Origin of the sequence: Marinobacter manganoxydans MnI7-9 (assembly GCF_000235625.1) — a bacterium.
Classification (GTDB): Bacteria; Pseudomonadota; Gammaproteobacteria; order Pseudomonadales; family Oleiphilaceae; genus Marinobacter; species Marinobacter manganoxydans.
This window is the reverse complement of the sequence record NZ_AGTR01000083.1, coordinates 1-8,784: the sequence shown is the minus strand read 5'-3', so window position 1 is coordinate 8,784 and position 8,784 is coordinate 1. Positions and strand designations below refer to the sequence as shown.

At 56.0% G+C, this 8,784-nt stretch carries 5 protein-coding genes and 4 pseudogenes; 4 read left to right on the top strand and 5 right to left on the bottom strand.

The genetic code is table 11. The annotated features are described in order from the left end of the window. The 4 genes and pseudogenes from KYE_RS16895 to KYE_RS16880 form a co-directional block, all read right to left on the bottom strand. Window positions 1-330 (bottom strand): annotated as a pseudogene (locus tag KYE_RS16895) (arsenic resistance protein); the annotation flags it as partial. A gap of 42 nt (window positions 331-372) precedes the next feature. After that, on the bottom strand, window positions 373-1,281 hold the full coding sequence (locus KYE_RS16890; protein ID WP_008175827.1) for a cation diffusion facilitator family transporter: 909 nt from the start codon (window positions 1,279-1,281) through the stop codon (window positions 373-375). Window positions 1,282-1,351: 70 nt separating this feature from the next. Further along, window positions 1,352-1,891, bottom strand: a complete 540-nt coding sequence (lspA, locus tag KYE_RS16885) for a signal peptidase II (protein WP_008175825.1) — start codon at window positions 1,889-1,891, stop codon at window positions 1,352-1,354. 4 nt (window positions 1,892-1,895) lie between these two features. Next, a complete protein-coding gene (locus KYE_RS16880) occupies window positions 1,896-2,792 on the bottom strand; it encodes a cation transporter (RefSeq protein WP_008175823.1) in 897 nt (298 codons plus the stop codon). A 98-nt stretch (window positions 2,793-2,890) separates the two neighbouring features. Between KYE_RS16880 and cadR the strand changes: the two genes are divergently transcribed. From cadR to KYE_RS16865, 3 genes and pseudogenes are all read left to right on the top strand, one after another. Next, window positions 2,891-3,325: a Cd(II)/Pb(II)-responsive transcriptional regulator gene (gene cadR / locus KYE_RS16875; protein ID WP_008175821.1), complete on the top strand. Its 435-nt coding sequence runs from the start codon at window positions 2,891-2,893 to the stop codon at window positions 3,323-3,325. A gap of 203 nt (window positions 3,326-3,528) precedes the next feature. Then, a pseudogene (locus tag KYE_RS16870) lies at window positions 3,529-6,426 on the top strand (efflux RND transporter permease subunit); the annotation flags it as partial. Continuing rightward, window positions 6,423-7,061, top strand: coding sequence for a TolC family protein (locus tag KYE_RS16865; protein ID WP_008175810.1), 639 nt, complete (start codon window positions 6,423-6,425; stop codon window positions 7,059-7,061). The pseudogene KYE_RS16870 and the gene KYE_RS16865, both read left to right, overlap by 4 nt. A gap of 72 nt (window positions 7,062-7,133) precedes the next feature. Here KYE_RS16865 and KYE_RS16860 read toward each other — a convergent pair. Next, a pseudogene (locus KYE_RS16860) lies at window positions 7,134-8,436 on the bottom strand (IS1380 family transposase). A 96-nt stretch (window positions 8,437-8,532) separates the two neighbouring features. On the opposite strand from KYE_RS16860, the pseudogene KYE_RS22385 reads away from it, so the two are divergent. Beyond that, window positions 8,533-8,661: pseudogene (locus tag KYE_RS22385) on the top strand (efflux RND transporter permease subunit); the annotation flags it as partial. Window positions 8,662-8,784: the final 123 nt, after the last annotated feature.

Below are 8,784 nucleotides of genomic sequence, written 5' to 3'. Positions count from 1 at the left end.
ACCCAGCTTCAGCGCGTCATTATCCGGCAGTGCCAACACCAGCAAGGCAGTGATCGCTGGCATCACCAGGAAGTTGCCGGTGAGCAAGGCACTCATGAACCGACGATCCCGGAACACATCAGACAGGTGAGTCAACGGTGTTTGAGTAAACGTGGCGTAGAGCAAAACCCCAAGCAAGGCCCAGATCAGGTATTCCGGCACATTGTCGCCGAGAGATCCTGTCCAACCGACAACAAGACCGAGGATAACCGCGATGAGGTAGGCCCAGACCTGATGGCGTTCAATTACGTCTCGCATGGCGTGCTCGTAACCGTGAGGCATGTCGGCCATTCGCAGCATATCTGCCACACGGCACCCATTTCAGCAGCCCTGCTAGCCATGGCCATAAGTATGGGCATCTTTGTGACTGTGATCAGGATGTTCAAACTCCAATGTTGAATGAGTGATGCTGAACTCGTTTTCCAAAGTTCGTTTTATCTTGTCCTTGACTTTCTCAAGTTCATTCCATGCACTTATCTCGACCACCACATGGGCGTCAAGGGAGGCATCATGCTCACCCATCTGCCAGAAATGTACGTGGTGAAGGTCGATAACGCCCTCTACGTTTGATACAGCCTCAATGACCGAATCTGTGTCGATATCCACAGGACTGCCCAGCATGAGTGTTCGGATGGTTCCGCCGATTTCCGTCAGGCCCAGGTAGAGAATGTAGCTGGCGATACCAATTGTGATCGCTGGATCAACCCAGCGCATGTCGTAGAGCAGAATCAGGGCACCGCCTATAACGACTGCTATTGAGGCAAACGCATCAGACAAGTTGTGTAAAAACAACGCACGAATATTAACGCTGCCCTTCTGCATCGAGTAGGTCAGCAGCGCGGTCAGCGCGTCCACTACCAGTGCGACAATGCCAAGCCAGATTACCCACCATCCCTTGATTTCCGTCGGCTCAATGAATCGCATGGTACCTTCGTAGATCAGGTAAAGGCCTATCATGATCAAGGTGGTGTAGTTTATGAGTGCCGCAACGATCTCAATTCTCCCATAGCCAAAGGTCATCTTTGAGTCGGCCGGGCGGCGTGCAATTTTCCGGGCGGCAAAAGCGATAACCAGCGATGCCATGTCTGAAAAGTTATGTATAGCGTCGGCGATCAGCGCCAGGCTGCCAGCGAAGATCCCGCCCGCGATCTGGGCGACAGTCAGGACGCCATTCGCCCAGATGGCTACTGCAACTCGCTTGTCCTTGGTATCCGGCGACATGTGAGCATGCTCGTGGCCCATTATTTTCTCCTTGTTCGGTTACTGTTCAACTAAATGTAGTCGCAATACTCGCTAAGCCTGACTAAGAGGGTTATGCGTTGGCGACATCGCGCAAACTAGCCATTCTGGCGATTTTCCATGTTGTTTCCCACACTTTTTCGGCCCTGAAGCCCGTGACAAAAATCATGATCACGCCCAGGACTATGAAGGCGTCGGCAATATTGAATGCCGGCCAGTGCCAGGATTGCCAATGAAAATCCAGGTAATCGACAACATAGCCTCGAAAAACTCGGTCGATGACATTTCCGAATGCACCGCCAAGTACCATCGAATAGGCTAGGGCTTCGGTTCGCTTATGGCTGTCCCGAATCAATTTGACCAGAACAGCCGAGACGACAATGGCTATCGCAATAAAAAAATATCGCTGCCAGCCATCGCCATCGGCAAAGAGACTGAAGGCAGCGCCTTTATTCCATACGTGCACCCAATTAAAGAAAGGAGTGATCTCAACCGATTGCCCGTAAGCCATGGATTGCTGGACGAGCCATTTAATAAGCTGGTCGGCCAGTGCTATAAGTGCCGAAAAGCCGAGAAAGGTGAGCGTAAAAAAGCGAGAACGGTCTTCAGACATCGAATTATCCTTTTAGCGCAAGAATTCGCTTGGCACCAATGAGTACAATGCCTCCCACAATACCGCCAATAACCAGATCCGGGTAGTTGGAGCCGGTCCAGGCAACAAGAAGCCCTGCAAGGATAACCCCCAGATTGATGACCACGTCGTTGGCCGAAAATATCCAGCTTGCCTTCATATGCGCGCCGCCTTCGCGGTGCTTGGATATCAACAGCAGGCAACCGGTATTGGCGATCAACGCGACGAAGGCGATCGCCATCATCATCAGCGATTCAGGCTCACTACCGAAAACAAAGCGTCGCACCACCTCGACGAGTACGCCGATAGCCAAAATCAGTTGCAGTACCCCTGCCAGATGCGCGGCACGTACCTGCATTTTCGCACTGCGCCCTACGGCATAGAGAGCCAGGCCATAGACGGCTGCATCGGCAAACATATCCAGGGAATCAGCGATCAGGCCGGTAGACTGGGCGATCAGGCCAGCAGTCATTTCCACCACGAACATGATCGCATTGATACCGAGCAACACGCGCAGAGTGCCTGACTCCTGCGTAGCAGAGACCGCCGAGCTCTCAGCGGCCTTGATCGTCTCTGGGTCGGCAATGACGGTTTCCTGAAGAGAGGCGCCTAGCCCCAAGGTCGCCAGTTTCGCGGTAATGGGCTCAGCCTCGCCGTCATGCACGACCTCCAATCGGCGGTTCGACAAGTCGAAGGACAGCGTTCGAATCTCATCAAAGCCGTTCAGCGCCAAGCGGATCATCCGTTCTTCTGAGGGACAATCCATCTTCGGCACAGCATACACGCTGACCCATTCCCCTGACGCTTCGGAGGAGACCGGCATATCGGTATCCGCTGCAGGCGTTGCATCGCAGCTACATGGGCCACCACAGGCTTTACTCACGATACGGCTCCAGTTAACCAACATAGATTGCTAGTATTAAAAACTATATAGCTACTATAAGGTCAATGGGACAGATGATCCGTTGAGGAGTAAGCCTGATGCGCATTGGTCAGTTAGCCCAGATAGCGGGTATCGACACGCAGACGATCCGCTTCTATGAGCAGCAGGGCCTGTTGCCGCCGCCAGAACGGCAGGAGAATGGTTACCGTGTCTATACCGAGAAGCATGGCGAGTGGCTTGCCTTTATCCGCCGCTGCCGAATTCTGGACCTGTCACTGACAGAGATTCGCGAGCTACAGAGCTATCAGGACGACCCTCGCCAGCCTTGTACCGCCGTCAACGCCATGCTCGATGACCACATCTCTCATGTGCGGTCGCAGATAACTGCTCTGCAAGCGCTTGAGCAACAACTCGTTTCACTGAGGGCGAGTTGCAACGAGGGTCGGGAGATCAATGCCTGCGGCATCCTGACGGGGATCAGCGAGGAGAGCAAACAACAGCTGTATAGGGCTAGCTCAGGCCGTAAGGACTGAGCAGAGACATGCCGGACCTTGCAGTGACATTGTGAATGCATGGTGTGTTGATCGCGAAGCCTCACTGCGTATCTCGGCATGCGAACCTGGGCGTTGCTGCAAACTTGCAGGGGCCGTGAAGAAGAGTCGTCATCAACCAGGTAATCCGCTGAGCTGATGGTTGGTTCCGTCATCATGATATGAGCCAATCAACCAAAAAATCCGGATACCCCTTTTTTGGTGATTCCTTTGTCTATGTCATTTTCGATGACAACACCGATCTGTACTGGGCCCGCTCCCGGGTACTGGAGTACCTGAGCCAGGTGGCCGGGCAATTGCCCGATGCCGCCAAACCAGAGCTGGGGCCGGATGCAACCGGCGTTGGCTGGGTATACTCCTACGCCCTGGTGGACCGCACCGGTCAGCATGACCTGTCGGAACTGCGGGCTATTCAGGACTGGTTCCTGAAGTTTGAACTGCAAACCGTGCCCGGTGTATCCGAGGTCGCCAGCGTTGGCGGCATGGTGAAACAGTATCAGGTCGTGGTGAACCCGGACAGACTGCGGGCCCACGACATTACCCTGCAGCGCATCCATTCCGCCATCAACAGCGCCAACCAGGAAACCGGCGCCTCGGTGGTGGAGATGGCCGAGGCGGAATACATGGTACGGGTCACCGGCTACCTGCAGAACGAAGACGATCTGCGACAGGTCCCCCTGGGGGTCAACGACAACGGCAAGCCCCTGTTACTGAAAGACGTGGCCGATGTGCAGCTTGGCCCACAGGTCCGTCGCGGTATCGCCGAACTGAATGGGGAAGGGGAAGTGGCCGGAGGCATTGTGGTGATGCGTTTCGGTGAGAACGCCTTGAAAACCATCGAAGGGGTCAAGCAACGCTTGGAGGACATCAAAACCAGCCTCCCCGATGGTGTAGAAGTGGTTCCTACCTAAGATCGCTCCACACTCATTAATAACGCCGTGGACAACCTGTATGGCAAGTTATTGAAAGAGTTCCTGGTGGTCGTCCTTATTTGCGCAGTATTCCTGTTCCATCTACGGTCGTCGCTGGTGGTCATCGTCAGTCTGCCCGTAGGTATCCTTGCGGCGTTCGTGGTGATGCACGCCCAGGGCATCAACGCCAATATCATGTCCCTCGGGGGTATTGCCATTGCCATCGGCGCCATGGTGGACGGGGCCATCGTGATGGTGGAGAACGTCCATAAACACATGGAGCGAACCCCGCTGACACCGGAAAACCGATGGGCCGTGATGTCGCGGGCCGCGGGTGAGGTGGGGCCCGCGCTGTTTTTCTCACTGATGATCATCACCGTGAGCTTTCTGCCGGTCTTCACCCTGGAGGCTCAGGAGGGCAAGCTCTTCGCCCCCCTGGCGTTCACCAAAACCTACGCCATGGCGGCGGCAGCCGGGCTGGCCATCACTCTCGTTCCAGTGCTGATGGGCTATTTCATCCGTGGCAAGGTATTGCCAGAACATCGCAATCCCATCAACCGACTGCTGATCGCCCTGTACCGACCGATTATCGGCTGGGCTTTGCGACGGCCGGCATTGATGCTTGCCGGAGGCCTGGTGGTGCTGATCATCGGCTTCTGGCCGGCCAACAAGCTGGGCAGTGAATTCATGCCGCCTCTGGACGAGGGGGATCTGATGTACATGCCCACCACCTATCCTGGTATCTCCATTGGCAAGGCCCGACAGATTCTGCAACAGACCGACAAGCTGATTGCCAGTATTCCGGAAGTGGAGACCGTGTTCGGAAAAATTGGCCGCGCCGATACGGCCACCGATCCTGCCCCGCTGACCATGATTGAGACCTTTATCCAGTTCAAACCACGGGACCAGTGGCGACCCGGCATGACGCCGGAATCTCTGCGCCGGGAACTGGACAGGACCGTCAGACTTCCGGGCCTTACTAACGCCTGGGTCATGCCGATCAAAACCCGCATCGACATGCTCTCCACGGGCATCAAGACCCCAGTCGGCATCAAGGTGGCCGGTCCTGACCTGGCGGTGATCCAGGGTATAGGGGAAGAGCTCGAGCGGGTGTTGACTGACATACCCGGCACAGCCTCTGCGTTTTCCGAGCGGGTGGCCGGCGGACGCTACATCAAGGTGGATATACAGCGCGAGGCTGCCGCTCGTTTCGGGCTGAATATCGCAGACATTCAATCGGTCGTACGTACCGCGATTGGCGGCATGAACGTGGCCAACACGGTGGAGGGTCTGGAGCGCTATCCCATCAATCTGCGCTATCCCCAGGGTTACCGGGATTCGGTGGAGCAGATGCGCCTGCTGCCGATGGTGACACCCAATGGCCAGCGTATCGCGTTGGCCGATGTGGCGGATATCCGGATCGACCAGGGGCCGCCCATGATCAAGTCGGAAAACGCCCGTATCAATGGCTGGACTCTGGTGGATATCGAGGGCCGGGATCTGGGCAGTTGGGTAAGGGAGGCGCAGTCCGTGGTGCAAGAACAGGTGGATCTACCTGCTGGCTACTCCCTGACTTGGTCTGGCCAATATGAGTATATGCAGCGGGCCAAGGAACGCCTGACGCTGGTGGTGCCGCTGACCCTGGCCATCATCATCATTCTGCTGTACCTGAACTTCCGCAACCTGACCGAGGTGGGCATTATTCTCGGCACCCTGCCATTCGGCATGATCGGTGGCATCTGGCTGATGTATCTGCTGGGTTACAACCTCTCCGTGGCCGTGGCCGTCGGTTTTATTGCCCTGGCCGGGGTGGCGGTGGAGATCGGAGTCCTGATGCTGGTGTACCTGAACCAGTCTCTGCATAACGCTTTGGAAACCGTGGATCATCAATCAGGCCAGCTGTCGGCAGATGCCCTGCGCAAGGCGATCAGTGACGGTGCTGCGCAACGGGTGCGTCCGATCATGATGACCTTCGCGGCCATTGTAGCTGGCCTGGTGCCCATCATGCTGGGCAGTGGCACCGGCTCAGAAGTCATGCAACGCATCGCCGGCCCGATGATCGGTGGCATGGTCACCACGTTGATCCTGACCCTGCTGCTGATTCCGGTGATTTTCTATCTCTGGCAGCGCGCACGGCTGAAAAAAATCGCCAAAAAAGGAACATTCCGATGATTAGACCCATTGGCATCCAAACCGTTCTGATCCTGCTGATCACAATGGCCTTGCCGATAAACGCCGAACCTATTGAGGTCGTTGACGATTGGGTTCAAGAGGCTCTGACCAATAACGCGACTCTGGGCGCGCAAAGATCTGTCGCCGAAATGTCAGAAGCCAAAGTGGAGGGCTCAGATACTTGGGCCGACCCGGTCATCAAGTATGGCATTGCGCCTGAAACTCTAGAGGGACCTAATACAGTTGGGCATCGCTTTGAGGTAAGCCAGCAGCTGCCCTGGCCGGATCATCTGTCGGCGTCTCGCAAGGCAGCGGAGGCCGGAATGCTTGCCGCCCAGCAGGAGACTCAGTGGCTAATAAGGCAGCTGACAGCTCGCGTTAAGGAGGCGTATGCATATTGGTGGTATACCAATGAAGCGATCAATCTCCATCATGAGACACGCGCTTTGGTCGAGCAACTGGCCACCGTAACGGAACAGAGGCTTGACTATGGCATCGGCTCGCAAAGTGAAATGCTCAGGGTCAAAACGGAGTTGGATACTCTAGCCCGGATTTCTCATAGGTCCCCAGCAAGTCTCGCAGACTGTGCGGGTTACCGCCATTACCGCTCATTGGCGGCCGTGACTGATCAATAATCGATCAATTCCTGTTGTCCGGACACACGGCCCCCTTTCCCCCATTGAGTCGGGCCGGGGGAGCCCGGGCTTCTATCCCGGAACCAGTTGACGCACCAGGTCAGAGAGTTCGTCTTTGTAAGGATAGGCATCGCTCATCAACACCCGTATGCGCCGAGTGTTGCGAATGATGACCGCGCCCACCTTGATCAGCTTCAGCCGCAGGTTACTGGCGCTCATTCTCTCGAAGGGCGTCTTCTTCAAGTGGGCCCGTAATCGCTCGAACAGCGTGTAGGCAAAGCCCGACAGGAGCAACCGCCACTGATTGGTCCACCACCGCGTGCTGGAGGTGCGATCTGCGAACAGACACAACTGCTGATCCTTGATCCGGTTTTCCATGTCACCCCGGGCACAGTATTGCTCGTAGTAGAGTTTAACGCCGTCGTCGTAACGGGAACTGATAATGAACCTGGGGTTGGCACCCAGTTCGCCTTCCTCCAGACGCGCGATCACCCAGCGGGGGTGTTTCCAGGTTCGGGCCTGGTACTGGAACCGGTAGGTGGCGGAGACTTTTTCACCCAGTTCGTTGTGAGCCTTGCGAACCAGCATCGAGGGTACGTCTACCTCCTTGAGCAGCCGGCTGTTCTTGCTGATGCCGACCAGATAGTCCACGTTGTTCCGGTCGCACCAGCTCAGCAATCGGGGACGGTAAAAGCCGCTGTCACCCCGGAACACGATGCGGGTATCCGGCCAGTACTGCCGGATGAACTTCAACCAGCAGGGCCAGAATGGCCCAGCTGTGGCGGCTGTCGCTTCGGTTGCTGGTGCGCAGGTAGCTCACCAGCAGATGGCGACCGCAGAACACGTACAGCGGGAAGTAACAATGGTGATCGTAGTAGGCGTTAAAGAACTTGCCGGGCTGGTCGCCATGCACCGGAACGTCGGTGCCATCGAAGTCCAGCACGATTTCCTTGGGTGGGGCGTCGTGCTGCTCAATGAAGTGATGCCACATCAGTTCGTGGGCCTTGACCACGGCCTGCCGGTCCACGCGCTGCTCCATTCGGCACAGTGTTGATTTGCCCGCTAGAATGGCCGCTTCGCCAGTCGCGGTCTGAAGTGCCTGGTCAGCGCGTAACGTTTCGTGATCGTTCAGATCTTCGTATCCGGCGGCTACGCCAAAGACCCGTTGCCGGATCATGGTTTGAAGCTTGTGGCGAACCAGTACCGGATTACGGGCATCGTCCAGCACCGTAGCCAGGCGCTGAGTGAGCTGGTGTTGGTTGTCGACTTCGCGAAGCAAAAGCAGGCCGGCATCGGAGGTGATATGACCACCGGAGAAATCGGCTTCAATTTGACGGCGAGACAGTGGCGAGAAGGTCAGTTTTTCAGGTACCATTTTGGATAGCGGCTGTTGGTGCTTGGTGAACGGTGTAAGGTCCTGAAACTATAGCACTTTCAGCCGCTTTCTTTTATCCCCTCATGAGAAATCCGAGCTAATGTCCAACGGCCACTGGCAACGGTTGTGGTTGGCGGTCTGATCACTTCAACGCTGCTGACGCTGGTGGTGTTGCCCAGTGTGTACCAGTGGTTTGCATCTGAACGTCGTGACGTTTCAGTCTGATAGTCAGGAGACGGTTTATGTATGAAATAAAAGCGTATGTCAGAGAAGTGATGGCAGAGCATGTGGTTGATGCTCTGGCCAAAGTTAAGGGGGTGGCAAGTATTGCTGTCGTGTCTCTCGGCG